Raw genomic sequence first — 25827 nt, 5'->3', positions numbered from 1 at the left:
GATTTTGTAATTGGCGCGGTTTCCTTGCTCGCCATGCAAAATGAAAAAGGCCACTCATGCGAGTGGCCTTTTTTGGGTTTAACGCTTGATATAACCTTAGTATAAGCGTCCACAAAATCCGTGCAATCCGAAAAATCCGCACAAATCCGTGGTCCTACTTCACAATCTCGAACCAGTTTTTGAGGTTGGTGCCGTTGGGGAGTTTCAGCAGGTAGAAGTAAGAGCCGGCCGGAGTCTTGTCATCGCCGCCCCAGTTATTCTGGTAGTTGGCGGTGCTGTAAATCTCGCGCCCCCAACGGTTGAACACGGTGAACGTGTTGCCAGGGTAGAGCTGAATGTTGTCAATGACAAGCACATCGTTCTGGCGGTCGCCGTTCGGGGTAATGATGTTGTAGGTTTTGGTTAGGCCCTCGAAACGCACCGTGGCTTCGTTGGAGTTAGAATTCATGTTCAGCGGGGTGCCATTGATAAAGGCAATTACCCGGAAATTCTGTTCAAGACCAACACCCGTAGCCGTTGCGTTGGCATCGGTATTGGAGATGGTAGCTTGAAGGGTAGTGCCCGGCACGCGTCGAACTTCCGTTGCAGCACCGACATCGGCACGACGTACGATTATGTATTCCGATACTTGGGAGCCGACGTAGGCGTTCCAGGTGAGCGTGATGCTGCCTTGGTCGCGGCCGCCGGTGCCGGGCACGGCGGTTGCTACGAGGCGCACGGTTTGCACTACGCTGCTCGATAGGCGCGTGCCGCAGCCGTTGGTAAGGTCAAGGCGGTACTCGTAGGTGTTGGCGTCGGCGTTCACGCTGTTGTTATCGGTGTAGGTAGTAGCGGAAGCGGGCGCCTGGCCCACCATAACGAAGGTTCCCGTGCCAGCCACCCGCCGCATGATTTGCACTTGGTTGGGGGTGTTGGCGCTGTTGGGCGCGCGCATGGTGAGGACAATGCGGTTATCGCTGCTTATGTCAACTGAGCCTAAGGTCAGGGCCACGCTGGGGCTGTCGAACAAAACGGCGCGGGTGGCTACCGGGCTGGGGCATAGCGCTGGGCTGGCGCTGATTTCGGAGGCACTCACGCTGTAAGGGCCCGTCGGGTTGAACTGAACCGTTACCTGGCTGCTGCTGCCACCGGCCGTAACAGTGCCGCCCACCACCGTCCACTGGTAGGTGGCGCCTGCGGTAGGGTTGGCAATGGCGTAGGCCTGCGGGGTAGCTGTGTTGCACACGAAGCCCGAACCGGAAATAGTGGGCAAGGCCGGCGTGGGGGCTACCGTGAAAGGCATGGTGATGGCCGGCCCGGTGCAACCCGTGGCCGATGTTTCGCGCACCGTGAGGGTGTAGGTGCCGGGCGCCGGAATAGTGGCCAGGGTGCGGGTGCTGCCGGTGCCCGCGAGTGGAATATTATTTGAAGCGGCGCTGGTCAGCTGGAACACGTAGGTGGCGCCGGCCAGGCCGCCGGGCAGCGAGAAGGTGACGGGGCCGCTGCTCTGGCACACGCTGGTGGGGCCAGTGATGGCCCGCGCCTGCGGCGAGGGATTAATCAGCACCTTCAGGGTATCGGATACGCCACGGCAGATGCCGCCGGCCGGGTTGCTGGTTTCGGTTACTACAATTTTGACGACGGTGGGCACAGTTACAGGCGCCCAGTTCACGGTCACGGTGTTTTGAGCCGTACTCACCTGCGTGCCCCCAATGATTTCCCAGGCATAGCTGGAGCCGTTGGTGAAAATGCCGCTGCGGTAGGTATAAGGCCCATCGGCCTGGCAAACCGACTGCGGCAGGGGTACCACCGCCGTGATATCGCCGGGGCCCGTGGGCCGCACGGTTTGCAGGCGTTGGTTGATGATGACGGGCAGCGTGGTGGTATCGGAAGAGCAGCCCTGGGCGTTGAGGCGGAACACTTTAACCGAAGCACTGTTGGAGGCAGCTCCCCAGTTCACGGTGATGGCGGAAGTGCCCTGACCGCTGGCAATGGTGCCGCCGCTAACCAGCCAAGTGTAGGCGGTGGCAGCCGGCGTTGGCACTGCATAGGCAATGCCCGTAACGGTAGGGCATACCGAGACAGGGCCTGTGATGGCCTCAGGCGCCGGGCGGGGGTTCACGGTTACTACTACGGTGGAGGTAGCGGTGCAGCCAGCGGCGTTGGTGGCCGTCAGGGTGTAGGTGATTGTGGTGGGGGCGTTCGCTGAGTTCGGCAGCGTTACGGTGGGCTGGGCAGCGGTGGGGCTGCTCAGGCCAGTGGCCGGGCTCCAGCTGTAGGTATAGCCAGCCAAAGCCGGAGTGCCCAACGGGGCCGAAGCAACACCCTGGCAGGCGGTGAGGGCTGGCCCCGCGTTGGCAATAGCTTCGGGGCTCACTGTCAGGCGAATGGTTTGGGAGCTGGTGCAAATGGCATTTGCCGACACCGTGAGGGTGTACACCGCAACGATGGGAGCGCCGGTGGAATTAGGCAGCGTCACGGTGGGGTTCGCTACGTTGGGGTTGCTCAGGCCGGTGGCGGGGCTCCAGGTATAGGTGTAGCCGGGTTGGGCCGGTGACCCCAGCGTGGTGGCTATGCCTGGGCAGATGGTCCGGTCCGGTCCGGGGGCGGCCGTGGGCGGGGGCGTGACGGTCACGGTCACGCTGCTCGAGATGTTGCAGGTGCCATCGGTACCCACCACGGTGTAAGTGGTGGTGGCAGTGGGCGTAACCGTAAGGGTGGTGCTGGTCGAGCTTTGCCCGCCACCGCTCCAGGTGTAAGTGAGGCCGGGAATGCCCGCCACCGTAAGTGTAGAGGAAGCGCCGAGGCAAATGGTCGGGGCGCTGGCCGTCACGGTGAGAGCGGGCAGAGGCCGGATGTCTACGGTTTTAACTATCGAATCGGTGGGGCAGCCGCGCGAGGAGATGCCTTTCAGCACCAGGGTGCCGGTGGTGTTGGCGCTGGCCCAGGTTACTTGCACGGCACTGGTGCCTTGGCCACCGGTGATGGTGCCGCCCACCACGCGCCAGTTATAAGATGCCGGAACGGGGCCGCTGGCAGTATAAGTGCGCGAGGTGGCCGGGTCGCAGACCGTAGCCGGCCCGTCGATGGCATTGGGGCCCAATGCGCGGGTGACGGTGATGCGAAAAATGTCAGAAGCGAGGCGACCGCCGCAGCCGTTGTCCTTCACGGTCACGCCCAGGTCGTAGGGGGTGGCGCGGGCATTGCCGCAGGTTGAGTTGAACACAAACGTGCCCGTGACGGTGCCCGTGCCCGAAGCCGTGGCCGTACCCGTGAGGTTGCCGGGCGTCACGGTGCCCGTGCTGCCATTGAACGTGCTGTTGAACGGCCCCGGGCCGTCGAGCAGGGCACTGTTCACGGTCATCACCAGCGGGTTGTTGCTGGCCTGCGTGGCGGTGATGGGAATGCTTAGCGACTGCCCTTCCTCAATGGTGTAGCTGCGGGGCGTGACCACGGCCGGGGGCAGCAGGGGAGGCGGGGTAGGCGGACAGGTCGAGACCACGAGCTGCAAGTCGCGGCGGGTGGTGCCAATGAGAACTTCCCGGCCGTTGATATTGCGGTACTCCGACACGTCGACGGCCACTACGTACAGGCCATTGGCAGTGGCGCCGTACCGGGCCACGCCGGTACTGGCATTGATGGTGGCAAAGTTGCCGGCGCCTGCCCCAAACGGATTGATGGCGCTATAGGCCGAGTTGTAGGCAACCGGCGGCGGCAAGGGCGGCATGCTATTGACGTTGGTGCGCTGCCCGTAGGGGCTGCCGAAAGAATACACCAGCCGGTCACCGTCGGCGTCAAAAGCGTTGTTGAGCGTGATGGTGGTATCGTTTTGGCACACAATGGCTACGGCAGTGTCCGAGAACACGGGCGAGCTATTGGGAATCAGCGGCGGGGCCATGCTCACGAATAGCGTGAGAGGAGTGTTGCCGGGGTCTCGGATGTTGGTAACCGTGTTGTTGCGCGCCTGCACCGAGTACACGGCGTAGTAGCCGTCGAACGACACGGGCAGGTTGACGACTTGCACGTACTTCAATAGGTAGAACGGCTGATTCGGACCTATCACCGCGCAGCCCGCTGGCACCGGCGGAAGCACCGGCTGGGGGTTTGCCACCCCTTGCCGTGGGGCCGTATAAGTTCCGATGCGGCTGCCCGTGGTTTGGTTGTAAATCTCAACCTGAGCAAAGTTTGGATACGCAGCAATGCCGTTTGGATTGCCAACCGTGTACAAGCCGTTGCTGTAAATGGTAACGGTGATTTCGTAGCGGAACGGGTTGCCCGCGGGGCCGTTGGCATCGAGGTAGCGGTAGTTCATCTCGCCTCCCAGCAAGTGGGTAGCCTGCGCTGGGCGTGCCCCCAGCACCAGTAGTGCCAGCAGCATTATCAACCCAAAAGAACGCCGGAGTAGGAGTGTTGACATATATTAATAGAAAGAGGGGTAGTTTAGTAAGAAGCTAACGCACTGAGGCATGTGGAGGCCCGAGCAGGCCGGCCAGTTTTTTCCTGAGTCGCTAAGGAAAGGGATTTGCTAAGAGAATAATGATGCAAAAGCTTCCCGGGGCAAAGTTGGTACTTGGTGGTAGGTCAACTCCGGCCCCCGGCAAGAGTGGCTAGTCGCGCACCACGCGGCGCATGGCCGTCTGGCCTTGGGCATCGCGCAGGCGCAGCACGTACACGCCAGGGGCCAAAGAACTTAGGTCGAGCTCCGCATCGGCGGTGGGCGCCAGGCGCAGAGCGGTGCGCAGCACGGTGGCCCCAAGCAGGTTCTGCACTTCGGCGGTGTAGCGGCCGGCGGCTTTGGCGTCGGGCAAGCTCAGGAAAAGACGGCCGTCGTGGGTGGGGTTGGGGAAGAGGCTGAGGCCGGGCAAAGCCTGGGCCTCGCGGGTGGCCAGGGGCTGCACGCGCAGCTGGTAGTCTTCCACCTCGGCATTGAGGAGATTCACAATGCAGGGGGAAGTAAAGTTGTTGCTGGCCACACTTGTTATCCGCATGCGGGTGTTCAGAGGGGTAGTTCCGGTGGGCGCAAAGAAGTTGGCCGTGAACGTGGCCGAGTTAGGCCCGTTGGTTGTCGTGCCATCGGCCACTAGCTCCCATGAATCGAAAATGCCGTTGGTGTTCCAGTCAACCCACACCGACGTGCGGTGCACAATGGACAAGTTGGTCACCACCGTAAGGTTAATCTGCCCGCCCGAAGCGACGATAATGGGCTGCGCCGCGTAGCTGGCGTAGCCACCGGTGGCGTTGCCGGTTGTGTTGGTATAGGCCGGCACGGCATTGGAAACCCGCACGGATGTCATCCAGAAGGGGCTGGCTTGCAGCATGCCGCCGGGCCCAATGCCCCCCGTGCCATTCGAAGGGCAATAATTCAGGCAGGGAATCGAAACAACCACGGCATTGAGGCGGGTGATGCTGGCCGTGCCGTAGGTGTTGGTGGCCGACAGGGTCACGTTATAGGTGCCCGAAGCCGAGTACTGGTGCGTGGGGTTTTGGAGGGTGCTGGTGCCGCCGTCGCCAAAGTCCCACAGCCACGAGGTAGGCAGGTTGGTGGTGAGGTCGGTGAACTGCACGGGGTTCACGCAGCCGCCGGGCACGTAGTTGGTGCTGAAGTTGATGCTGGGCGGCATGGTGTTGGGCCGCGCCACCACCGTGTAGTCCTCGGCCTGGCCGCTCACGGGGTTGGAGCAGGGACCGGGGTTGTTGCCAATGGCGTCGGCAATTACCCGCAGCCGCAGGGGCTGGTGGAGCACGGTGCCGGTGGGCAGGTTCAGGTTGGTGGTGGCGCCGGGGCTGGCCACGTTCGAGCCCTGATAAATCAGCTCGTCGGCGGCCAGCGTGCCGTCGTTATTCTTGTCCAGATACACCCGAATGTCGTGCGGGTTAACCCCGCCCGTGTTGATGGTCATCGGATAGCTCACGCCGGCAATCAGCTCGGTGCGTTGGGTGCAGGTAAAATCCTGGTAGCCGGCGCTGCCATCGGCCGAGGTGCTGTTGATGGTGTTCAGCTCGAACCGAGTGATGCCGTAGTTAGCGAAGTAGTTGACGGTCTGGGGCGTGCAACTGGCTGCTACGGGAACGTTGGCGTTGTACACAATGCTAGTGGCCGCACTCGTGTTTGTGCCCGCCGAGTTGGTGGCGCGAAGCGTAACGGCATACGTACCGGCCGTGGTGTAGCAGTGGTTGGGGTTTTGCGCGGTGCTGGTGGTGCCGTCGCCGAAGGTCCAGAGCCAGGCCGTGGGCAGGTTCTGGCTGGCATCGGTGAACTGCACGCAGCCCGTGCAGGTGATGGTGGCGTTGGTGGTGAAGGCCGCCATGGGCGGGCTGGCGTTGGCCGAAAGGGTTACGCCATAATCCTCGTGCTGCGAGTACAGGGGCGTTGAGCAAGGCGTGGGCACCAAGCCATTGGCGAAATCGGCGGCCACGCGCATGCGCAGCCGGGTGCCAAGGGTGGCGGTGGCCGGCGCCGTAATGGTGCCGGTGTGCTGAATCAGGTTGTCGGAGCTAAAAACCAGCTCATTGTTGCCAGTGAAGGCGCCGTCGTTGTTGAAGTCTATCCACACCCGCACGTTTTCCGTCGTGTTGGGATTGGTGCGCACGCTGATGGCGTAGCTCTGGCCTATCACCAGGGCGGCGTTGTCGGTGCAGCTGTTGTCCTGGTAGCCCTCGCTCTGGCCCACCGAGGTTTTGTTGATGAGGTTGTTGCCCACCGTTACGTTCAGGATGCCCATGTTGAAGGTAGCCGCCTGTGTGCTACTGGCCCGGCCCGGCGTGCAGGTAGCCGCAATTGGACAGGTAGCAGTGCCCTGGGCAACTGCCTGCTGTACTGTGCCCAGCGTCATCAGAATGGCCACCATTCCCGGCGCAAAGCGGGACCAAGAACGTAAGAGTGGGGTCATACAATATTCAAAAGGAGAAGGGTAGAATTCAGTGGATAAATGTAAGCAGAAAAACAGGACGCTGTCGTCAGAATCAGCTGTTAATGACTTTTAATCATCCTTTTATTCAGGATTTTCATTTGAATAACTCGATTTCTCTTTTCCTTATTCGGCGGGGCTTTTGTGGAATGGAAGGGGTCGGGTTCCGTTAGAGCGCCGCTCTAAATCGCGATGCCCGGCCGTAAGTTTGCCTTCCTACTTTCCCCTGCTACCTCCCAGCAGCATTACTGGAACTGCTATTTTTTAAGGCTATGCCATCCCCAATTGTTCTCATCACCGGCGGCACGTCCGGCATCGGCCGGGCATGTGCGCTGGCATTCGGCCGCGCGGGCTACCAGGTGGCCTTCACCGGTCGCGACGAAGCCAAGCTGGCCGACACTGCCCAGGCGCTGGCAGCTGCGGGCATTACCAACCTGCCCGTGCGGGCCGATGTAGGTGACGAAGCTGCCGCCGAGCGCGCCATCAGCGAGACCGTGGCCCGCTTTGGAGGTATCAATGTATTGATAAACAACGCCGGTATTTCCATGCGGGCCCGCTTTCAGGACGCGGAGCTCGACGTTATCAAGCGGCTCATGCAAACCAACTTTTTCGGCACTGTCTTTACCACCAAATTTGCCCTGCCGCACCTGCTGGCCACCAAAGGCAGCATTGTGGGCATTAGCAGCATTGCCGGCTACCGGGGCCTGCCGGGCCGCACCGGCTACTCGGCCTCCAAGTTTGCTATGAATGGTTTTCTCGAAGCCCTCCGCACGGAATTGCTCGACCAGGGCGTGCACGTGCTCACCGCCGCGCCGGGCTTCACGTCCTCCAACATCCGCCAAGTAGCCCTGGCTGCCGATGGCTCGGCGCAGGGCGAGTCGCCACGCGACGAAGGCGCCATGATGAGCAGCGAGGCCGTAGCTGCTGAAATACTGAAGGCCGTGCAGCAGCGCCGGCGCTCCCTCGTGCTCACGGGCCAGGGCAAATTCACGGTTTTTATGAATAAGCTGATGCCGGGGCTTATGGATAAGCTGGTGCTGAACCACTTTCGCAAAGAGGAGAAAGGGGTGTTGTAGCATCCATTTCGCACAGAGTTAAAAGAGGTAAGGGGAGTTTCACGGAGAAGCATTGGCTCCGTGAAACTCCCCTTACCTCTTTTAACTCTGTGCGAAAACCCTACAGCGCCGACTTCTGTGCTAGCTTCACGGCCTCGTACATATCCACAATGCCTCCTGTCACTGACAGCGTTGAGAAGTCAGCCTTCTTGTCGGTGCCGGGCACCTGCACTTGCGTGCGGTGTACCTGGGCTGATTGCATGATGATGCGCTTCAAATCGGCGGCACTCAGCTTGGGGAAATACGACTTAAGCACCGCGGCTACGCCGGCCGTGACAGGCGAGGCCATGCTGGTGCCGCTTTCGTTGCCAAAGGTGCTGCCGGGCAGCGTGTTGAAGATGGCCACGCCGGGGGCAAATACATCTACCGCCTTCTTGCTGTAGTTCGAGAAGTTGGCGGGTAACTGGGCGTTGATGCGCGGGCCGGAAGCGCCCACCGTGAGCAGGTTGGGCACGGCGGTGTTGTTCATGTAGAACGACGCCGGATAGTTGTTGGTAACATCGAGGTTGGCGTTTTCATTGCCGGCGGCGTGCACCAGCAGCACGTTTTTGCTGGCAGCGTATTTGAAGGCCGCTTCCACAGCCTGGCGCTGCGGCGAAAATTCCTTGCCAAAGCTCATGTTGATAATCTGCGCACCATTGTCCACGGCGTAGCGGATGGCATTGGCTACGTCCTTGTCGCGCTCGTCGCCATCGGGCACGGCCCGCACGGTCATGATGCGCACGGGGTTAGGCGCAATGCCCATAACGCCAAGGTTGTTGTCGCGCACGGCCGCGATGATGCCCGACACGTGGGTGCCATGCGTGGGGTCGGGGCCTTGGATGTCGTTGTTGCCGTAGTAGCGCTGGGTCAGGTCATTAGGGTTGTCCTTCACGATGTCGGCGCGCGGGTCGAAGCTCAGGTTGAGCGAGTTTTCGAGCATGCTGCGCTCTTGCTTCACGCCTTCGTTCAGCTGCTTCAGCAGGTCGTCGGCATCGCTGGCACCCGTCTGGCGCATCATGTCGAGCATGCCGCCCACGGCGCGCTGCAAGTTGGGGTCATCGGTTTTGGCATTGCGCAGGGCCGTGGTGTCAAGGGTGGTAACGCCCAGGGCCTGCTTCATGTTGTCAACCATCATGGTGAGCGGCCCGGCCATGCCTTCTACTTGTTGGAAGCGCTCAGTTTCCTCAGCCAGGCGGGTTTTGTAGGTTTTCTCCGCTTTCACATAAAGGGCATAGTCTGCCTTTTCGGTGGGCTTTACCGTGGCGGCGGTTTTGCCTTTAAAGCGCTTGCGGCCTGCGGCTACTATGCGGGTCACTTCCAGGGTTTCGGCGTTGATATTGCGGCCATCGGGGCCACCCAGAAAGTTCCAGCCGTGCACGTCGTCGATGTAGCCGTTCTTGTCGTCGTCGATGCCGTTACCCGGGATTTCCTTGGTGTTGGTCCAAAGCATGCCTTTCAGGTCGACGTGGGCAGTATCGATGCCCGAGTCAATCACCGCCACAATGACCGGGCCAGGGGTGCGGTTTTTCAGGAGCTCCTCGTAGGTGCGGGTGGCGCCCACGCCGGGCACTTTGTCAAGCCGGGGGTCTTTCAGATACCATTGGGATGTGCTTAAGTCGCCCACCGGCGCCGGGGTGGCAACAGGAGTCGGCTTCGATTCGGGCTCGGTAATAACCTCCGGCGCGGGCGTGCTGATGGCGGTAGTTGCCGCAGTGGTAGTGGCCTGGGGCCGGCGGGCGCAAGAGGAGAGTAGCGTAGCAGCCAGCAGCACTGGCAGGGTTACGCGGGAAAAGATTGGCGTCATAGAATGGGGAAACGCCGCATCGAGCGGCTTGAGCATGAACTAACCAGTATCCGGGCCTATGGGTTCTGGTCGGGGTAAAGACGTGCCCACGCGATGGGATGTTGCGCCTGGGCCGTGGTAGTTCCAATTCCAAACTCTTTATTTGGTTTATACCTCACAAGCCCAACCTGCCATGAGCCGCTTAACTGGTGTTTTTGGTTTACTAATCTGGCTGCTGCCTCATTTTGGTTGGGCAACAGCTCAAGCGCCAGATTTATTGGTTTATCATGGTGACACCTTGCGCCTCCATTCAAACCCATTAGAATCGTGGCTTGAGAAATTGCCCGCACGTCCGACAGAACTTAACTTTTCAACCGCCTGCTGGCGAGGTTACGAGGCCACTTGGCTGCTGGAAGACGACCAACTTTTTCTGCTTAATGTGACCGTATGCGGTGAGAAGCCCCGTTCGGTAATTGACTTGAGGCGTTGGTTTACGCTTGATAGGCAAGGCCGTGTGCCCGCTGTTTGGGTATCGGGCAACTTAGATGTAGTGCTGGGAGAATTACTCCGCTACGAGCAAATGGGGTATGCATCAATCTATCAAAAGGATTGGCTCTTGACATTCGAAGTGGGTCGTTTAGTTAAGCAGCAGACATTTGATAATACAGCCTGTCAGGAAGCGGGCCCGCCGGGGGGAGGAGCCGAATTCTTTAATAGGCTTCATCAATCCATTAAATGGGCAAGTGTACCCAAGCAAAAAGCATCTGCCCAAAAGCGAGTATTCGTACAGTTTACTCCTGATAGCACCGGGCGTAGTTGTAGCGTAGTACTGGTAAAAAGCTGTGGCCTCCCCTATGATTCGCTTGCTTTGGCAGCGGCCCGTATAGTGGCTGCTACCGATTGGGGAGCATGTTATCGTTTCGGCAGGTGGCAATCTTTTGCCTGGATTGCTCCAGTAGTCTTTACTGAAAAGAACCGTCGGCGCAATTGGGCCATTCGCCCAGCGGGTGTGCGGTAACTTCACGGCCCGAATCCTGTTTCTTCGCTCATGCGTTTCAACCTCCGCTCCGCTGCTCGCTACCTCGCGGCATTTGCTGTCCTCAACTCTGCCGCCTTCACCGAATCGAAGGCCCAAACGCCCAAGACCTACACTTCCTCGGAAATCCTGTTGGGCCTGAAGAAGCTCAACGTCCTCGGCTCGGTCCTCTACATCGCCGCTCACCCCGACGACGAAAACACCCGCCTCATTGCCTACCTGGCCAATGAGCGCCTGCTCGAAACCGGCTACCTGAGCTGCACCCGCGGCGACGGTGGCCAGAACCTCATCGGCCCCGAGCTGCGCGAAGGCCTCGGCGTCATCCGCACGCAGGAGCTGCTCGCGGCCCGGCGCACCGACGGCGGCCAGCAGTTCTTCACCCGCGCCAACGACTTCGGCTTCTCGAAAACCCCAGAGGAAACCTTCCGCATCTGGGACAAGGAACAGGTGCTCGCCGACATGGTGTGGGTTATCCGCCAGCGTCGGCCCGATGTGCTCATCACCCGCTTCCCCACCGATGGCCGCGGCGGCCACGGCCACCACACCGCCAGCGCCATCCTCGCCGCCGAAGCCTTCGACGCCGCCGGCGACCCCAAGCGCTTCCCCGAGCAGCTTAAGTATGTGCAGGCCTGGCAGCCCAAACGCTTGTTTTGGAACTCTGGCAGCTTTTTCGTGAAGCCCGGCGAAAATATGGACGGCTACCTCAAGCTCGACGCCGGCGGCTACAACCCGCTGCTGGGCCAGAGCTACGGCGAAATCGCGGCCCGCAGCCGCTCCAACCACCGCAGCCAGGGCTTCGGCTCGGCGGCTACGCGGGGCGAGGCGCTGGAGTATTTCCAGCCGCTGAAAGGCACGCCAGCCAAGACGGATTTATTCGAAGGAATTGACCAGACTTGGAAACGCGTGTCCGGTGGCACAGCCATCGAAAATGCGGTAGGTGAGCTGATTCGTAAGTATGACGCCAGTAACCCAAGCGCCAGTGTGGCGGGGTTGTTTAAGCTGAATGAGTTGGTGAAACAGCTACTTCAAGCGAAGCAAACTCCTTCTAAAACCCCGGATGTTGGGGCAACGAGGGAACAGAAAATGATTCTAATCGAGAAGTCGCGTGAGGTGCAAAAACTAATTGCTGCTTGCCTCGGCTTGAGCATAACAGCAACTGCTGCGGAACCTTTAGTGGTAGCAGGACAAAAAATGAGTGTTGCAATAGTAGTGCTGAACCGTTCGCAGAAAGAAATTACTCTCAAACGGGTAAGCGGTTTTATGACAATGTTTGATACCGTGATGCAGAAGCCACTGCTTACTGGGAAAGCAATAAGTTTTACTGCAGGTCTCACTATTAATAAAAAAGTGGGTACCTCCCAGCCATACTGGTTGAGGCTGCCCAGCAGCGTTGGTATGTATCAGTTGCCGGATTCTGTACTGGTCGCAGAAATTATGAGCAAGAGCATGAGCACCTCTGCTTCTTCTAATGGAGTGCCTCAAAAGCCAAGTATTCAGGTCAGCAGGAACTTTCTCAAACCGACCAGGCAAGAGCTTATAGGTATGCCAGAGAATGAGTCTAACGCCTCTGTTCTAGCCTCTATGGAAGTGGAGGGCCAGCAGTACTCCCTATACGTCCCGGTTCTATACAAGCACACCGACCCCGTCCTTGGCGAGTTGTACCAGCCCCTGGCCGTGGTGCCACCTGTAATGGTGAACCTGCCGCCCGCTCGCTCCTACGTCTTCGCCGACAACAAGCCCAAGACCGTGCCCGTCACCCTCCGCGCCGGGCGCGCCGGGGTGAGTGGCAACTTGGCCCTCGCCCTGCCCGCCGGCTGGAAGAGCGAGCCCGCCACCGTGCCCTTCACCCTCGCCAATAAAGACCAGGAGCTGACTGTGGACTTCCAGGTGCAGCCCAGCGCCACCGCCGCTTCCGGTCACTCCGAGCTGCGCGCCACCGCCACGGTAGAAGGTCAGAAGTATTCGCGCGGCATCCAACCCATAGTCTACCCGCACATCCCCACGCAGTTTCTCTTTCCTGAGGCCGTGTCTCCGCTGGTGAAAGTCGACCTCAAGCGGCGCGGCCAGAACGTGGCCTACCTCATGGGCGCTGGCGACGAAGTGCCCGACGCCCTGCGCCAAATCGGCTACAACGTGACCATGGTGAACCCGCTAGAGCTCACCGCCGCCAACCTCAAGAAATTCGATGCCCTCGTGGTCGGCATCCGGGCCTACAATACCGTGGACCGCCTCAAGTCCCAGCAGCCCGAAATCCTCAAATACATCGAGCAGGGTGGCAATGTCATCGTGCAGTACGTGGTAGCCCGCGGCACCGTGTTGCCCGAAATCGGCCCGTACCCCATGAAGCTGAGCAGCGACCGGGTGACCGTGGAAGACGCCCCAGTCACTTTCCTCAAGCCCCAGCACCCGCTGCTCAACTTCCCCAACAAAATCACCGAGCAGGACTTCAAAGGCTGGGTGCAGGAGCAAGGCCTCTACTACCCCAGCTCCTGGGACCCCAAGTACCAAACCATTATCAGCAGTGGCGACCCCGGCGAGAAACCCAAGGAAAGCGCCATTCTGGTGGCTGACTACGGCAAAGGACACTACATCTACACGGGCCTGTCGCTGTTTCGGGAGCTGCCGGCCGGTGTCCCCGGTGCGTTTCGGTTGATAACGAACATGATTTCCTACGGGAAGGAAAAGGTGCAATAGGTTGACGTCCTCCGCGCCGGAACCTCACCCCCGGCCCCTCTCCAAAAGAGAGGGGAGCCACGGCGGCTCGGATTTTAAGCCCTTTTCCTGTTTTCTAATTTTACCTTGCAGGTCGTTTGAGCATTCATTTGCTTAAATGACCTTCGCATTTTTTACAAAAGCTCATTCTGGCCAAGCCGTGCCGCCGTGGCTCCCCTCTCTTTTGGAGAGGGGCCGGGGGTGAGGTTCCGGCGCGGAGGGCGACCTACATTATTCCGTGCTCACAGTAGAAAAAATCGGCGGCACCTCCATGACCGCCTTCGCCGACGTCCTCGACAACATCATCTTCCACAACCGGAAAGGCCAGGACTTATACAACCGCATTTTCGTCGTCTCGGCCTACGCCAACGTCACCAACTGGCTGCTGGAGAACAAGAAAACCGGCGCTCCCGGCGTCTACCACCGCATCACCCAGCACCAGGAGTTTCGGCAGGCGCTGCAGGAAGTAGCCACCCAACTGCAGGAGTTGAACAAGGCCTACGAACCCCTGGGCCTCGACTTGGCTGTGGCCGATGCCTTCATTCAGCAGCGCATCAACCAGGCCCAAACATACTTGGAAAGCCTCACCAACGTGCTGGCCTCGGGCTACGTCAACAGCGCTAATATTCTGCAGGCAGCCCGCGAAATTCTGGCCTCGATAGGGGAGTCGCATTCGGCGTTCAACTCCGTCAACATCCTGCAAAACCGCGGCGTAAATGCCACCCTGGTCGACCTCAGCGGCTTCGACGACGCCCAGGCCCTCACCATCGACGAACGCATCAGGCAGACCTTCGCCGGCATCGACTTTGCCAACACCATCTGCATCGCTACCGGCTACACCAAGGGCACCGAAGGCATCATGCGCGAGTTCGACCGCGGCTATTCCGAGGTCACATTCAGCAAGATAGCCGTGGCCGTGCACCCCGAAGAGGCCATTATTCACAAAGAATACCACCTCTGCTCCGCCGACCCCAACCTTGTGGGCCTGGATAACTGCCGCCCCGTGGGCTTCACCAACTACGACGTGGCCGACCAGCTCGCCGACGTGGGCATGGAGGCCATTCACCCCAAGGCCTCGAAGCCGCTCGAAATCAATGCCATCAACCTGCGCATCAAGAACACCTTCGAGCCCGAGCACCCCGGCACGCTCATCACCCGCGACTACGTGTCGGCCCGCAAGCACATCGAAGTCATCACCGGCACCGATAAAGTCGTGCTCATTGACATTCACGACCCTTTGATGGTAGGCACGGCCGGTTTCGACCTGCAGCTGATGCAGACGTTCTTCGACTCCAATGTCAGTTACATTTTCAAAGCCACCAGCGCCAATAGCATCACGCTGCTCATCTGGGAAAAGGACCTGCAACCCGAACTGGTAGCTGCCCTGGAAGCCAAGTACGAAATGGTGACCATCGAAAACGCAGCCCTGGTCTGCCTCATCGGCTCCAACATTGACGAGCCCGGCCTGCTGGCCCGGGCCGCAGGGGCCCTGGCCGAAGCGGGAATTAATATTCGGAGTGCTGGGTTTGCGCTGCGCAAGGTCAACATTCAGTTTATTGTTGGCCGTGAAGAGTACAAGCCCGCCATTGTGGCTTTAAATTCGGCCATGAGCTGATTTGAGCCCTCTTGTCCCACCGCGTCAACCTAACCCCCTATCCCGTGGAGAGGAGGGATTAGCTTCTAATTCTAGTTTTTAGAGCTAAAACTAGGACTAGTTCCCCCTCTCCACGGGAGAGGGGATTAGGGGCCGTGCCCGGCAGGGGTGAGGTTAACGCGGTGGGCGACCACGCCAGAACTTATTCCCGAATGACATTACGCCAGTTTCTCCTGTTCACGGCCGTAACCGTGCCGGCCTGCGGGCTGTGTATACTGTTTCTCGACCAGCCGCTGGCGCTGTTCATTCGGGCTAATTTCGGCTGGCTGGCCCCGTTTTTTGGCGAGCTGACTTCCGCAGCCGATGCCGTTCACGATGTGCTGATGACCCGCCTGCTGGGCATCCCGTTTTTTTTCTTGCTGCTCGGGGCAGCCTTTGTGGTGGGCCGCTACGTGCTCCGACGCCCGCAGGCTACTCTGTTTCTGATTCTGCTGCTAACGCACGAGTTCAGCATGGTGACGGCCAAGGTGCTGAAAGGGGTAGTGCACCGCCTCCGGCCCGAGGTCCTGTTCGATTCGGGCTACGCGGGCACGGGTCTGTGGCAGCCCGGGCCGCACAACGATTCCTTTCCTTCGACGCACACCGCCGTTTATTTCAGCTTATTCTGGCCGCTGGCGGTGGCCTTCCCGCGCTGGCAGAAGCCGTTGCTGGTGCTGCCCGTGCTCATTGGTCTGGGCCGCATGGTGCTGGGAGCCCACTACCTGGGTGATGTATGGGCCTCCATCTGGCTGGTGGTGGCCTTTACTTTCCTGTTTGGCTTGCTGGGGGTGCCCCGCAACGTGCTAGAGGCCCCTGTCTTGCACCAGGACCCTGCAGAAGAGGAAGTGCCTGTTTTGCAAAAGTAGAGCCCGGCTAGAGTTAGCGAGCAGGCTCAACCCTGCCAGGATTTTGCCGTTCAGAGGGCCACCGACACGCGCCAGTGGCCCTTTTTATGCGAACAGCTTTTTTTCTATTTGCCGGCCTTATGCTGCTGGCCAGCACGTGCCTCATGGGCCAATCTGCGCCCGTTGCCAACCCCAAGCTGTTGATTCTGGGCCACGCCGGCTCGGGCTTTTTCACACCCATCAGCCCCTTCAACTTCCGGCCGCCCAGCAGCTGGCGCGGGGTGCAGCACGCCCTGGACCTGGGCGCCGACGGTGTAGAAGTCGACCTCCAGCTCAGCCAGGACAGCGTAGTGATACTCTACCACGACCAGAGACTGGAGAACAATAGCACCGGCCGCGGCTGCGTGAGCGAACACAGCGCCGCCCAGCTGGTGCAGCTGCGCTACCGCGGGGGCTGGCCCTACGACTGGTTCCACAAGGAGCAACCCATCACTTTCGACACCTTGCTGGCCCGCTTTAGCCGTCGCCCCACCTTCCCCCGCCTCCACCTCGACCTGCACGAAGACGACCAGTGCCTGCCGCCGGCCCAGCAAGCAGCCCGCTCGTCTGTCCTAATTCGCCAGCTAGCCCGCAGTCTGCGTCGTTATCAGGTGCCCTTGCAACAAGTATCGCTCGTGACGCAGGAGCCCACCACTGTACGCTTGGCGCGGGCTGAGATGCCCACCCTGCCCATCGGGTTGGAAGTAACGGCCGATGACATAACCCCGGGCCTTGGCCAAGCCAAAGCCGAGCACGTGAAAACGCTGGTGCTGGACGCCGGCCGTGCCACCCCACAACACATGGCCCAGGCCCGGGCGGCCGGCATGTCGGTGGTGTTGTTCGGTGGCCGTTCTCCCAAGAGCATCAGAAAAACTCTGACCTTGCAGCCCGACGAAATGGAAGTAGACAATGTGAGGCGCCTCTTGATTTTGCAGGGACGGCGGAAGTAAGAGGCGCGCAGGCTGCACAAGTAGCGCGAACTTTGTAGTTCGCGTGCCCGAACGACACCCGAACGATTTACAAACGACACTCGAACGATTTGCAAACGGCGCGGGGACGCGAACTACAAAGTTCGCGCTACTGTACGCGAACAGCGCTAAGCGGTAATAACCATCCCCGCTACTACCTTCGCTCCGGCCTCCAGATGGGGGCTGGTAACCTGCTTTCCGAATGAAAACAACTCTTTACCACGCCGCTACCTGCGCGTTGCTGAGCGTGCTGTGCGCTACTGGCGCTGCCGCCCAAACCCTGCCCGCCCCCGTGGCCATCACCGATGCCGAGGCCACTGCTCGTGCCGTAGCCGACACCCTCTACATCCACGAGCGCTACACCAAAACGGAATATCAGATTCCCATGCGTGACGGCGTCAAGCTCTACACCGTGGTGTACGCGCCCAAGGATGCCGACAAAGTGCGCTACCCCGTCATGCTGAACCGGACGCCCTACTCGGTAGGGCCCTACGGTCCGGAGCGCTACAAAACCAACATCAGCCCGAGCAGCACCATGCTGCACGAGGGCTACATCTTCGCGTTTCAGGACGTACGAGGCCGCTACATGTCGGAAGGCCAGTTTGTGGATATGCGCCCGCAAAAAACCAAGTATGCCGGCAAAACCGACATTGACGAAAGCACCGACACCTTCGACACCATTGAATACTTGGTGAAGAAAGGGCCCAAGAACAACGGCCGCGTAGGCCAGTGGGGCATTTCATACCCCGGCTTCTACACTTCCACGGGCCTGCTCAGCCGCCACCCGGCCCTGAAAGCCGCCTCGCCCCAGGCGCCCATCGCCGACTGGTTTTGGGATGACTTCCACCACAACGGCGCGTTTTTCCTGCCCCACGCTTTCAACTTCATGGCCAGCTTCGGCCTGCCGCGCCCGCAGCCCACGGCTGCCAGGAACCCCGCCTTCAAGCACGGCACCCCCGATGGCTACGACTTCTTCATGCGCCTCGGCCCCCTAAAAAATGCCGACGCCAACTACTTCAAAGGCCAGGTCGGCTTCTGGAACGAACTGACCCAGCACCCCGACTACGACGCCTTCTGGGAAGCTCGCAACCTGCGCCCTCACCTGAAAAACATCAAAGCCGCCGTACTCACGGTGGGCGGTTTCAACGACGCTGAAGACCTCTTCGGTGCCCTGAAAACCTACGAAACCATCGAAAAGCAGAACCCCCGCATTGCCAACCGCCTCGTGATGGGCCCCTGGATACACGGCGGCTGGGCCCGCGGCACCGGCGAAATGCTCGGTAACGTGCACTACGGCCCGTCGCCGTCCTACTGGTACCAGCAAAACGTGGAGGCGCCCTTCTTCAAATCGTACCTGAAAGACGACAAGCCCGGCGCCAGCAAGCTGGCCGAAGCCTACGTGTTTGAAAGCGGCACCAACCAGTGGCGCACTTTTGATGCTTGGCCCCCCAAAGCCGCCAAGGACCGGACCCTGTACTTCCAGCCCAATGGCAAAATCGGCTTCGAGCAGCCGGCTAGCGGCTCTGAGTTCGACCAATTCCTGAGCGACCCAGCCCACCCCGTGCCATTCACCGAAGCCACTGCCACCGGCATGACTCGCGAGTACATGACCGACGACCAGCGCTTCGCGAGCCGCCGCCCCGACGTGCTCACCTACCAAACCGACGCTCTTACCGAAGACCTCACCCTGGCCGGCCCCATCGAGGCGCTGCTGCAAGTAGCCACTACCGGCTCCGACGCCGACTGGGTCGTGAAAATCATCGACGTATACCCCAACGACACGCCCGACAACCCGCGCACCCAGCCCCACGTGCGCCTCGCCGGCTACCAGCAAATGGTGCGCTCCGAAGTAATGCGCGGCCGCTTCCGCAACAGCTTCGCCAAGCCCGAGCCCTTCACGCCCGGCCAGGTCACGCCCGTGCCCTTCACCGTGCAGGACCTCATGCACACGTTTAAAAAAGGCCACCGCCTCATGGTGCAGGTGCAAAGCACCTGGTTCCCGCTCGTCGACCGCAACCCGCAGAAGTACGTCGACAACATCTACCAAGCGGAAGAAAACGACTTCCAAATCGCTACACACCGCTTGTACCATTCACCTGCTAGTGCTTCGAAGCTGGTTGTGAAGGTGCTATAGATGAAACGAACAAAGCTTATGCCGTTGCGCCGTTCCGCCCGCCCTAGGCGGGCCGACCGGTTGCCGTAGAAGCAGGTCCGCGTGCCCTTCAACCGGTCGGCCCGCCTAGAGCGGGCGGAACGGCGCAACAATTAGGACGTCACTTATTTTCTGAACAATATTTTCAAGAGGCGACCGCAAGGTCGCCTCTTTGCATTCCCAGCCAGTACGCTGCAGCCAGTGTGGAGGGTGTGGGTCTTTATAATAGGGTGTGGGTCTTTATAATGGAATAGCTAGAAGGAAGACCTATCCCATTTATAACTAAAAAATATGTAGATTATACAAGCTGCAGGCGCTGTCGGCACGATAGCAACTGTAAGATTCAGGGCAACCAAGGGGCCCGGTGTGACACACTCCCTTGGCTAGCAAGCCAATTAACCGCTCGCCTTTCCATATAAATCGTTACACCTAACCCCTTTAAAGCCATGAACGACCAGACCGCATTAATTACCGGAGCATCTAGTGGCATCGGCTTCGAGCTGGCCCGGTGCTTCGCCCGCGACGATTATCGGGTAGTATTAGTGGCCCGCCACCTCGACGAGCTTCGGGAAGCCGCCCGCCTACTGCACCAGGAGTTTGAGGAGGTTGACATCGTGCTCCTGCCTTTCGACCTAAGCCTGCCCGATTCCCCAGCCAAACTCTACGCCGAAACCACCTTGCGCGGCCTGCAGATTGACGCCCTGGTCAACGACGCCGGCTTTGGCGAAACCGGCTACTTCTCTGACACCGACATGGACACCGAACTGGCCATGATACAAGTGAACGTGACCGCACTGGTGCACCTCACCAAGCTCTACATGCGCGATATGATGGACCGCAACGTCGGCCGCATTTTGCAGGTTGGGTCACTGTCCTCCTTCACGCCTAGTCCCTGCCAGGCCGTGTACGCCGCCACCAAAGCCTTCGTACTCAGCTTCGCCGAAGCCGTGCAGCACGAGTTGAAGCAGCAAAAATCGGCCGTTACAATGACCGTGCTGTGCCCGCCACCTACCGATACCAACTTCTTTCACGTGGCCCACGCCGAGAACACCCGCGCCGCCAAAAATACCGCCTCGGCCCGGGCAGTGGCCGAGGAGGGATACGACACCCTAATGGAAGGCGGCGCACGCTGCCTGCCCACCATGGCTGCCAAGATGAATTTTTTCACCAGCCTAGTGCTGCCCGATTCCATGCTGGCAACCCTCATGAACAACCAACTGCACCCCGTGGAGCGGTAAGCCCGTAAGGGTAATCTCTGAAATCAGCAAAAAGGCCGCAGCACCAGTGCTGCGGCCTTTTTTAGGCAAATCGAATAGGATGTCTCTTTACGGCAAAACCAGTCTGAGAACAACTACTAGGCCTTACTTACCAGCCTTTTTGGCTTCTGCCATAAGGTCTTCGTTCATCTTCACGTACTCGCCGTTGGGAGGCGTAGAGGCAAGCGCACCTTTCTTCGAAGCCTCCGCGGCCTTCATAGCGCCGGCGTAGTCCTTCATTTTCAGGCGCATTTTGGCTTCCGAGTGCAGGTTCCAGAACTTGGCATCGGTGGCGTTGGCTTTTTCCATCCAGGCCACGGCCTGCTTCATATCCTTGTTGTTTTCGGCGTAGTACACGGCCGCAGCGGCGAGGTCTCCGGGAGCGGGGCTGGCGTTCTTGGTGATTTTCTCGTCAATCTGGGCCATCACTTTGCTGTCGACGTCAGCGGTGATTTTGAATTTGGCGCCGGTGTTGCCCCACTCCATCGCCACGTTGGCGGTGCCGGGGGTGAGGTCGGTGAAGTTGATGGTGAAGCTCTCCACTTTGCTGGCCACTTTGTAGGGCTTCACGGTGAGGCGGGCCACGTCTTGGTCTTCTTTGAAGCCTTCCACGTCGGCGCCCTGCTTCAGGCTCTTGTTCAGCACCACCGTCCACTCATTAGCGCGGGGAATGGTGTAGATGCCGTATTCGCCGGCGGGTACTTTTTTGCCGTCAATGGTCACGTCATCCGTGAACTTGATGCTGGTAGTGGCGTTAGCGCCCGTGCGCCAGCGCTGGCCCAAAGGCGCCAGGGGAGACTTGTCGCCGAAAGCAGCACGTCCTTTCAAGCTGGGACGCGAGTACACAATGGTGACATCAGTAAGGCCCACGCGCTGCGTGATGGTGCTAGCGGGGCTGGCCGCAGGCGTCCGAATTTGGGCCTGGGCGGCAGGAGCCGCCACCAGCGTAACAGCCGTAGCCAGCGTAGCAGTAAGATTTAGCAAAAGCTTGCTCATCAGGGTTGAAGAAAATTGGTGAGGTGATTGTGGGCCAAAAATACGAAACCCGCGCTTGGGGCGCGGGTTTGTGCGATAGAAGGTGCTTATAAAAGTTATTTCACCACTTCTTAAATGTCATGCTGAGCTTGCCGAAGCATCTTTACCTCAAAACTAACCTACCTCTATTAGTGACACAGTAGAGATGCTTCAGCAAGCTGAGCATGACGTCCGTCTTTTATAAATACTAGCTCAACTCAAACTGCAGCTTTAGCAGATTCGCATATAGCCCGTTCTCGTTGTCGGCCAACTCCTCGTGCGAGCCTTGCTCTACAATGCGGCCACCGTCAATCACCAGAATTTTATCGACTTTGCGAATCGTGCTCAAGCGGTGGGCAATGATGATGGAAGTGCGGTTTTTCATCAGCTCATCCATGGCGCCCTGCACCAGCTTTTCCGACTCTGAATCGAGGGCCGAAGTAGCTTCGTCGAGCAGCAGAATGGCCGGGTTTTTCAGGATGGCGCGGGCTATGGCCACGCGCTGGCGCTGCCCGCCCGAGAGCTTCACGCCCCGTTCGCCCACTACTGTGTCGAGGCCTTCGGGGAAGGACTCGATGAACTGCCAGGCATTAGCCTTACGAGCGGCCAAGGTGATTTCAATGTCGGTAGCATCGATTTTACCATAGGCAATGTTCTCCCGGATGGTGCCGCCGAAGAGCAGCGTTTCCTGGGGCACAATGCCCACGTGGCGGCGCAGCTCGGTGAGGTCGTAACTGCCGATGGGGCGGCCGTCGATGAGAATCTGGCCGCCGCTGAGCTCATAGAACTGCATCAGCAGCGAGACAATGGTGCTTTTGCCGGCACCGCTGGGGCCGACCAGCGCAATTTTCTCGCCAGATGAAATGTCAAACGAAATGTCCTGCAACACCGGCAAATCGGGGCGGGTGGGGTAGCGGAACGCTACGTTGCGGTACTCAATGTTGCCCCGCACGGCCAGCGGCGCCTGCCCGGCCGGCAGCGCGAGGTGAGTAGGCTCACTTGGCTCTTCCAGAATTTCCAGGATGCGCTCCGAAGCGCCCAGTGTGCTTTGCACCTTGCCGTACAACTCGCCCAGCCCGGCTACCGAAGCACCGATGAAGATGGTGTACAAGGCAAACGACGTGAGGTCACCAATGGAGAGTTGCCCCGTCTGGGCCAGCGATGCTGCCCGCCACAGCACCAGAATAATGCCGCCGAACAAGCCAATGATGACAAACGAGACGAAAGCCCCACGGTACAAATTGCTTTTCATGGCCGCTTTCACCGTGTTGGTAAGGGAAGCCGTGTAGCGCCGCGTCTCAAACTGCTCGTTGGTGAAGGCTTTCACGGTGTTGATGCCCTGTAGCGTTTCTTCCACTACCACGTTGGCCTTGGCCAGCTCGTCCTGCGTGATTTTGGCCAGCACCCGAATTTTCTTGCCGAACACGATGGCCAGCACCACAATAGGAGGGAAGGTGGCCAGCATGAACAGCGACAGCTTCACCGACACCACCATGATGAACACAATGCCGGTGAGCAGCGTGAGTATCTGGCGCACCAGCTCGGCCAACGACAGCGAGAAGCTGTCCTGAATCACGGCCACGTCGGAAGTAATGCGCGAGGTGATGGCACCCACGCGGTTCTTCTCAAAGAAGGGCACCGGCAGCGACACAAATTTGGCATAGAGCGCCTGCCGAATGTCGCGCACGGTAAACTCGCTGACCTGCGTAAAAAACCAGATGCGCCCAAACGAGAAGATGCCCTGCAGCAAAATCACTCCGAATAAGCCCATGGCAATCTGGTTGATGCTGACGGCAATGCCGCCGGGCAGCAGCACCGCCCGGCCATTGGCTGCATCCACGAGCTTGCCAATTATCCACGGAAAAGCCATAACCGTGGAGCTGCTCAAGAGCAGCATCACCATGCCGATAATGAACTTGGTGCGGTAAGGCAGCGTGAAGCGGAAAATCCGCATGCCACGCTGAAAGGTTTCTTTGGTAAGCTTGGGTTTGGGGGCGTCCGACGCACTGTCGCCGCCGCTGGTATTCAATCCGCTACGGGCCATTTAAATAATAAAAGCAGGACCGGGCGCTGGCCAGGTCCCCACGGAAGATAAGATTAACGTTTCTGCTTGTTCAGCGGTTGGCGGCGGTTTTGCTCCACCGTCATTTCGCCGGCTCCACCAAAGGGTACGGGCAGCTGGATAAGCACCGGCAAGGGCCGCCCGCGCCGCATGGCCGGCTGCCAACCCGTGAGCAGCGGCACCACGCGCAGGGCCTCGGCGTCGCACTCGGGCGAGAGCGACTGCGCCACCACGGGGTTGCTCACCGTGCCGTCGGCGTTCACCGTGGCCGTCACCAGCACGGTGCCGCTTACTTGCTTGGCGCGCGCCGCCTCCGGGTAATTGATGTGTTGAAGAAAGAACAAGCCAAGGGCCTGCTCGCCGCCTGGGTACACCGGGGCCCGGTCGGGCCGGTTGGCGGGGGAGTTGGCCTGCACCTGCATGTTGCCGGGGCGCAGCACAATGGGCTGCTGCCCCATGGCCGGCGCCGGCTGCTGGGCCATAGCCACCGGAGCCGCGGCCAGCAGCAGCACAAACAATAAAATAGTATTGGTCATCAGATAGTAAGAAGCTATTAAATCAAAGGGTATATCCGCTCAGGCCGAGCGTTCGGCGGAGTGGCACAAACCACCCGCTAATAGTGGCAACGTTTAGGTCGGCAATTTACGCTAACTGCCAAGGCAAAAAATCTGAGCTCACTCAGGATTTTTGTTGAGAATACTCATGGCTAAACCGCGGCCTGGGCCAACGGGTTCACGCCGCGGGGCCGAGAAATGGCCAACAGCCCAAGGAATACCAGCGCGCCGTTGACTAGCAGAATCTCAAAACCAAATTTATAGCCATTCAACCATTCTACCGAGTTGGCATTCAGGATGTAAGTGAAGACGGGCGCCGCAATGCAGACGGGCAGTACGGCGCGGTCGCGCAGGCCGCGGCTGGTAAGAATTCCGAACGAGAACAAGCCCAGCAGCGGCCCATAGGTATAGCCCGCGGCCTTAAACACGGCTGTAATCAGGCTCTGGTCGTTGAGCAGTTTAAAAATCAGGATAATCACAATTAGCACCGCCGAAAAGCCCAGGTGGGTGAGCTGCCGCAACCGCGTCTGCCGCTTTTCGTCGTACTGCTTAATGTCGAGGAAATCGACGCAGAACGAAGTGGTAAGGGCTGTCAGAGCCGAGTCGGCCGAGGCGTAGGTCACGGCAATAATGCCCAGGATAAAGATGATGCCGGCAAACAGGGTGAAGTGCGAGGTGGCCAGGAGCGGAAATACGTTGTCGCCCACAATTTTGCCGGTGGCGCTTACGGGCAGGGCAATGCCCTTGGCGGCGGCAAACTGGTAGAGCAGCACGCCCAGCGTGAGAAACAGCATGTTGACAAACACAATGACGATGCTGAACCAGAACATGTTTTTCTGGGCGTCCTGCAGCGAGCGGCAGCTCAGGTTTTTCTGCATCAAGTCTTGGTCAAGGCCCGTCATCACGATGGTGATGAAGGCACCCGAAGCGAACTGCTTCCAGAAGAACTTGTCGTCGCGGAAGTCGGAGAAGTAGATGCGCGACATGTCGCTGGACTTTACCGTGTCCACCATCTGCGCAAAGCCCAGGTTCAGCTCCGACGAAATGAGGTAGATGCTCACGCCCACACACAGCAGCATGGCCATGGTCTGGAAGGTATCGGTCCACAAAATGGTTTTGAGGCCGCCCCGGAACGTGTAGAGGTAAATCAGCATAATGCTGACAATGACCGTAACGTAGAACGGCACGCCCATTTCCTCGAACACCGCCAGCTGCAGCACTCCAGCCACCAGGTACAGCCGGAAAGCCGAGCCCACCGCCCGCGAAATCAGGAAGAACAGGGCCCCGGTTTTGTAGCTCCAGTACCCAAACCGCTGCTCCAGATACGTGTAGATGGACACCAGCCGCAGGCGGTAGTACAGCGGCATCAGCACGGTGCCAATCACTACGTATCCCACCAGGTAGCCAAATACCACCGCCATGTAGCTCCAGCCCTGGCTCTCCACCATGCCCGGCACCGAGATGAACGTGACGCCCGAGAGCGAGGTGCCAATCATGGCAAAGGCCACCATGTACCACGGCGCGTTGCGGTTGGCCACAAAGAAACTTTCGCTCGTAGCCCCTCTCGATGTGAGGATGGCAATAATGATGAGAACGGCGAAGTAGCCCGCTACGAGGCTTAGAACGAGGGTGGGGGACATTATATAGTAGCTGTTAGCTAATGGCTGTTGGCTGTTAGCTTTTATGGCCACAACCCAGCATCAGGGAGCAAAGCTAACAGGTAGCGCTCAGCGTAGCCGTTGCTCAACCCCGCGGGGTTTGTATTCCGCCCTGCAAAAACCCAACAGCT

Annotated in this window: 15 protein-coding genes; 8 read left to right on the top strand and 7 right to left on the bottom strand. The window is 59.4% G+C overall.

Features of this window, described 5'->3' with window-relative positions:
* Nucleotides 1-154: 154 nt before the first annotated feature.
* Together BMZ66_RS06025 and BMZ66_RS26350 are read right to left on the bottom strand one after the other, a co-directional pair.
* Nucleotides 155-4396: a PKD-like domain-containing protein gene (locus tag BMZ66_RS06025; protein WP_092669977.1), complete on the bottom strand. Its 4242-nt coding sequence runs from the start codon at nt 4394-4396 to the stop codon at nt 155-157.
* 190 nt (nt 4397-4586) lie between these two features.
* Entirely contained in the window at nt 4587-6869 is a 2283-nt protein-coding gene (locus BMZ66_RS26350; protein ID WP_092669975.1) for a GEVED domain-containing protein, read from the bottom strand.
* Between the two features lie 290 nt (nt 6870-7159).
* On the opposite strand from BMZ66_RS26350, the gene BMZ66_RS06015 reads away from it, so the two are divergent.
* On the top strand, nt 7160-7963 hold the full coding sequence (locus tag BMZ66_RS06015; RefSeq protein ID WP_092669973.1) for an SDR family oxidoreductase: 804 nt from the start codon (nt 7160-7162) through the stop codon (nt 7961-7963).
* Between the two features lie 100 nt (nt 7964-8063).
* On the opposite strand, the gene BMZ66_RS06010 is transcribed toward BMZ66_RS06015, so the two are convergent.
* Entirely contained in the window at nt 8064-9788 is a 1725-nt protein-coding gene (locus BMZ66_RS06010; protein WP_092669971.1) for a S8 family peptidase, read from the bottom strand.
* Between the two features lie 172 nt (nt 9789-9960).
* Between BMZ66_RS06010 and BMZ66_RS25060 the strand changes: the two genes are divergently transcribed.
* From BMZ66_RS25060 to BMZ66_RS05980, 7 genes are all read left to right on the top strand, one after another.
* Complete coding sequence (locus BMZ66_RS25060; RefSeq protein WP_143080072.1) at nt 9961-10785, top strand: hypothetical protein; 825 nt, start codon at nt 9961-9963, stop codon at nt 10783-10785.
* 30 nt (nt 10786-10815) lie between these two features.
* Nucleotides 10816-13497 (top strand): PIG-L family deacetylase, encoded by a 2682-nt coding sequence (locus tag BMZ66_RS06005; RefSeq protein WP_092669970.1) that lies wholly within the window; start codon nt 10816-10818, stop codon nt 13495-13497.
* A 256-nt stretch (nt 13498-13753) separates the two neighbouring features.
* Complete coding sequence (locus BMZ66_RS06000) at nt 13754-15130, top strand: aspartate kinase (RefSeq protein ID WP_092669968.1); 1377 nt, start codon at nt 13754-13756, stop codon at nt 15128-15130.
* 191 nt (nt 15131-15321) lie between these two features.
* The gene (locus BMZ66_RS05995; RefSeq protein ID WP_092669966.1) at nt 15322-16014 is read left to right on the top strand and encodes a phosphatase PAP2 family protein; all 693 of its coding nucleotides are present in this window, start codon (nt 15322-15324) and stop codon (nt 16012-16014) included.
* 86 nt (nt 16015-16100) lie between these two features.
* Nucleotides 16101-16982 carry a glycerophosphodiester phosphodiesterase gene (locus BMZ66_RS05990; protein WP_092669964.1) on the top strand — a complete coding sequence of 294 codons (882 nt, stop codon included), beginning with the start codon at nt 16101-16103 and terminating at the stop codon, nt 16980-16982.
* Nucleotides 16983-17202: 220 nt separating this feature from the next.
* Nucleotides 17203-19134 (top strand): CocE/NonD family hydrolase, encoded by a 1932-nt coding sequence (locus tag BMZ66_RS05985; protein ID WP_092669962.1) that lies wholly within the window; start codon nt 17203-17205, stop codon nt 19132-19134.
* Nucleotides 19135-19598: 464 nt separating this feature from the next.
* Nucleotides 19599-20390 carry an SDR family NAD(P)-dependent oxidoreductase gene (locus BMZ66_RS05980; RefSeq protein ID WP_092669960.1) on the top strand — a complete coding sequence of 264 codons (792 nt, stop codon included), beginning with the start codon at nt 19599-19601 and terminating at the stop codon, nt 20388-20390.
* 123 nt (nt 20391-20513) lie between these two features.
* Here the strand turns inward: BMZ66_RS05980 and BMZ66_RS05975 are convergent, their stop codons facing one another.
* The 4 genes from BMZ66_RS05975 to BMZ66_RS05960 all read right to left on the bottom strand — a co-directional run bounded on the left by BMZ66_RS05975 (nt 20514) and on the right by BMZ66_RS05960 (nt 25678).
* Nucleotides 20514-21404, bottom strand: a complete 891-nt coding sequence (locus tag BMZ66_RS05975; RefSeq protein ID WP_092669958.1) for a DUF2911 domain-containing protein — start codon at nt 21402-21404, stop codon at nt 20514-20516.
* Nucleotides 21405-21630: 226 nt separating this feature from the next.
* Entirely contained in the window at nt 21631-23466 is a 1836-nt protein-coding gene (locus BMZ66_RS05970) for an ABC transporter ATP-binding protein (RefSeq protein ID WP_092669956.1), read from the bottom strand.
* A gap of 53 nt (nt 23467-23519) precedes the next feature.
* Complete coding sequence (locus BMZ66_RS05965; RefSeq protein ID WP_092669954.1) at nt 23520-24020, bottom strand: energy transducer TonB; 501 nt, start codon at nt 24018-24020, stop codon at nt 23520-23522.
* 170 nt (nt 24021-24190) lie between these two features.
* A complete protein-coding gene (locus tag BMZ66_RS05960) occupies nt 24191-25678 on the bottom strand; it encodes a sodium:solute symporter (RefSeq protein WP_092669952.1) in 1488 nt (495 codons plus the stop codon).
* Between the last annotated feature and the right edge of the window lie 149 nt (nt 25679-25827).

Origin of the sequence: Hymenobacter arizonensis (genome assembly GCF_900115775.1) — a bacterium.
GTDB lineage: Bacteria > Bacteroidota > Bacteroidia > Cytophagales > Hymenobacteraceae > Hymenobacter > Hymenobacter arizonensis.
Note: the sequence above shows the minus strand (reverse complement) of the source record. Positions and strands in the feature narration are given on the sequence as shown.

Bases quoted from the DNA above. Each gene is read 5' to 3' on its own strand.
- BMZ66_RS06025 (WP_092669977.1), bottom strand. From the start codon at position 4,396: ATGTCAACACTCCTACTCCGGCGTTCTTTTGGGTTGATAATGCTGCTG.
- BMZ66_RS26350 (WP_092669975.1), bottom strand. From the start codon at position 6,869: ATGACCCCACTCTTACGTTCTTGGTCCCGCTTTGCGCCGGGAATGGTG.
- BMZ66_RS06015 (WP_092669973.1), top strand. From the start codon at position 7,160: ATGCCATCCCCAATTGTTCTCATCACCGGCGGCACGTCCGGCATCGGC.
- BMZ66_RS06010 (WP_092669971.1), bottom strand. From the start codon at position 9,788: ATGACGCCAATCTTTTCCCGCGTAACCCTGCCAGTGCTGCTGGCTGCT.
- BMZ66_RS25060 (WP_143080072.1), top strand. From the start codon at position 9,961: ATGAGCCGCTTAACTGGTGTTTTTGGTTTACTAATCTGGCTGCTGCCT.
- BMZ66_RS06005 (WP_092669970.1), top strand. From the start codon at position 10,816: ATGCGTTTCAACCTCCGCTCCGCTGCTCGCTACCTCGCGGCATTTGCT.
- BMZ66_RS05995 (WP_092669966.1), top strand. From the start codon at position 15,322: ATGACATTACGCCAGTTTCTCCTGTTCACGGCCGTAACCGTGCCGGCC.
- BMZ66_RS05990 (WP_092669964.1), top strand. From the start codon at position 16,101: ATGCGAACAGCTTTTTTTCTATTTGCCGGCCTTATGCTGCTGGCCAGC.
- BMZ66_RS05985 (WP_092669962.1), top strand. From the start codon at position 17,203: ATGAAAACAACTCTTTACCACGCCGCTACCTGCGCGTTGCTGAGCGTG.
- BMZ66_RS05980 (WP_092669960.1), top strand. From the start codon at position 19,599: ATGAACGACCAGACCGCATTAATTACCGGAGCATCTAGTGGCATCGGC.
- BMZ66_RS05975 (WP_092669958.1), bottom strand. From the start codon at position 21,404: ATGAGCAAGCTTTTGCTAAATCTTACTGCTACGCTGGCTACGGCTGTT.
- BMZ66_RS05970 (WP_092669956.1), bottom strand. From the start codon at position 23,466: ATGGCCCGTAGCGGATTGAATACCAGCGGCGGCGACAGTGCGTCGGAC.
- BMZ66_RS05965 (WP_092669954.1), bottom strand. From the start codon at position 24,020: ATGACCAATACTATTTTATTGTTTGTGCTGCTGCTGGCCGCGGCTCCG.
- BMZ66_RS05960 (WP_092669952.1), bottom strand. From the start codon at position 25,678: ATGTCCCCCACCCTCGTTCTAAGCCTCGTAGCGGGCTACTTCGCCGTT.